This is a genomic window from Citrobacter sp. wls757 (assembly GCF_005280935.1).
In the GTDB taxonomy this organism is placed as follows: domain Bacteria; phylum Pseudomonadota; class Gammaproteobacteria; order Enterobacterales; family Enterobacteriaceae; genus Citrobacter; species Citrobacter portucalensis.
Window position 1 is genome coordinate 12,638 of sequence record NZ_SZWU01000015.1, and the last position, 2,064, is coordinate 14,701.

General features: G+C 55.9%; 1 protein-coding gene and 2 pseudogenes. All 3 read right to left on the bottom strand.

Annotated elements, in window-relative coordinates:
- A pseudogene (locus FDW94_RS23720) lies at positions 1-138 on the bottom strand (hydrogenase 1 b-type cytochrome subunit); the annotation flags it as partial.
- 18 nt (positions 139-156) lie between these two features.
- Positions 157-1,950: a Ni/Fe-hydrogenase large subunit gene (gene hyaB / locus FDW94_RS01925; protein WP_137377053.1), complete on the bottom strand. Its 1,794-nt coding sequence runs from the start codon at positions 1,948-1,950 to the stop codon at positions 157-159.
- Positions 1,947-2,064: pseudogene (locus FDW94_RS23725) on the bottom strand ([Ni/Fe] hydrogenase small subunit); the annotation flags it as partial. The gene hyaB and the pseudogene FDW94_RS23725, both read right to left, overlap by 4 nt.

The window sequence follows — 2,064 nt, forward strand, 5'->3', positions numbered from 1 at the left end:
GAAGTATCCGGTCACCATCAACACCAACATGCAGCCCACCGTCAGCCAGTGCCACAAGCGTACTGGCGCTTCAAACACATAGTGGCTGGTGGCGGTATCACGCGCCTCCCCGACGCGTGGGGATGTTTTTCCAGTCATCGTTCCGTTCCTTAACGCTTAGCGAACCTGGACGGCGATAAGTTCGCTGCCGTCGTCGCCGAGTACGTGGGTTGAACATGCCAGGCAGGGGTCGAAGCTGTGCAAGGTGCGCAGGATCTCCAACGGTTGATCCGGTATCGCCATTTGGGTGCCCATCAGCGCCGCCTCGTAAGCGCCAATTTGTCCCTTTGGATCGCGCGGGCTGGCATTCCAGGTGGTCGGCACCACGCATTGATACAGGTCGATCTTCTGGTTGCGAATCGATGCCCAGTGGCCTAATGCTCCGCGCGGCGCTTCGGTAAAACCGATCCCGCGACAGTGCTGCGGCCAACTTTCAGGCTCCCACTTTTCGGTATTTGCGGTAGCCAGATTGCCGTTTTTCAGGTTGGTTATCAGCTTGTCGAAGAAATATTGCAGCTTGCTCACGGCCCACTGCGCTTCGTGCGCGCGACACAGAATACGTCCCAGCGTTGATTGCATACCCGACAGCGGCAGCTTGAGGGCGGACATCATGCGATCCACGGATTCAATCGTGGCGGCATCCCCTTTGTGATAGGCAATCAGCGTACGCGCCAACGGCCCAACTTCCATAGCGTGTCCCCGCCAGCGCGGGGCTTTAATCCACGAGTAGCGTTCCTGTTCGTTGAGCTGCTTGATATCGGTATCACTGCCTTTGACATCGCCCGGGTTATACCAGGGTTCAGTAATCCCTTCGAACGGATGACGACCTAATTGATCGTCCGGATAACGATACCAGGCATGATCGACAAACTCCTGAATTTGCTGCTGATCGTCCAGGTCCACCGGCATGACGTTGTTAAAATCACCATTAATCACCGCGCCGCCAGGCATCAACAGGCTCTTCGCGCTGAAGTCATTGGCGATATCCGGGAACGCGCCGTAGCTTAAGACGCACTTATCAGAAAGCCCGGTGCCAATCTGGCTCCAGGGTTTATTGAACTGGCCGATAGCCAGCGCGTCAGGCACCATGACATTGTTGATGAAGTCGGCGGTGCGGGTGATGATCGACTGCACCAGGTTCAGGCGTTCCATATCGACTGCGCCTACCGCGCCGCTCTGATCGATATTGATAGCGCACGGCATCCCACCGACAATCCAGTTCGGATGCGGATTCTTACCGCCAAACACCGTATGGATTTTGATGATCTCGCGCTGAAAATCGAGCGCTTCCAGATAGTGGGCAAAGCCCATCAGGTTGGCCTCTGGCGACAGCTTGTACTGCGGATGTCCCCAGTAACCGTTGCGGAAAATCCCCAGCTGACCGCCTTCGACAAATTTCTTCAGGCGATTTTGGACGTCAAAGAAGTAACCTGGAGAAGACATCGGCCAGGCTGAAAGGCTTTGTGCCAACTGCGATGTGGCGCGCGGGTCTGCTTTCAGGGCATTCAGCACGTCAATCCAGTCCATTCCGGCTAACTGGTAAAAGTGCACCAGATGGTCGTGGCACCACAGCGTCGCCAGCATAATATTGCGAATGATGTTGGCGTTGTCGGGCACCTTTATGCCAATAGCGTCCTCAATGGCATAGACCGAGGCGAGCGCATGTACACCGGTGCACACTCCGCAAATTCGTTCGACAAATGCCCAGGCATCGCGCGGGTCGCGCCCCTGTAGAATGATCTCCAGCCCGCGGAACATAGTGCCGCAGGAAACCGCGTTGGTGATGATGTTCTGCTCATTAATGTTCACTTCACAACGCATATGGCCTTCAATGCGCGTGATGGGGTCGACAACCAGGCGGCGACCGGCATTATTGACCGTATATCCCTGGGTTTGATACGAATTGCTCATGCCTGTTTATCCTTATTGTCTGGAGACTGTTGTCCGGCGTCGGCTAGTTGCTGTTTGTGGCGGTTGTGTTGATTGACGGCGCTGGCGACTGCGTGAACACCGACACCGGCTGCC

Bases quoted from the DNA above. Each gene is read 5' to 3' on its own strand.
- hyaB (WP_137377053.1), bottom strand. From the start codon at position 1,950: ATGAGCAATTCGTATCAAACCCAGGGATATACGGTCAATAATGCCGGT.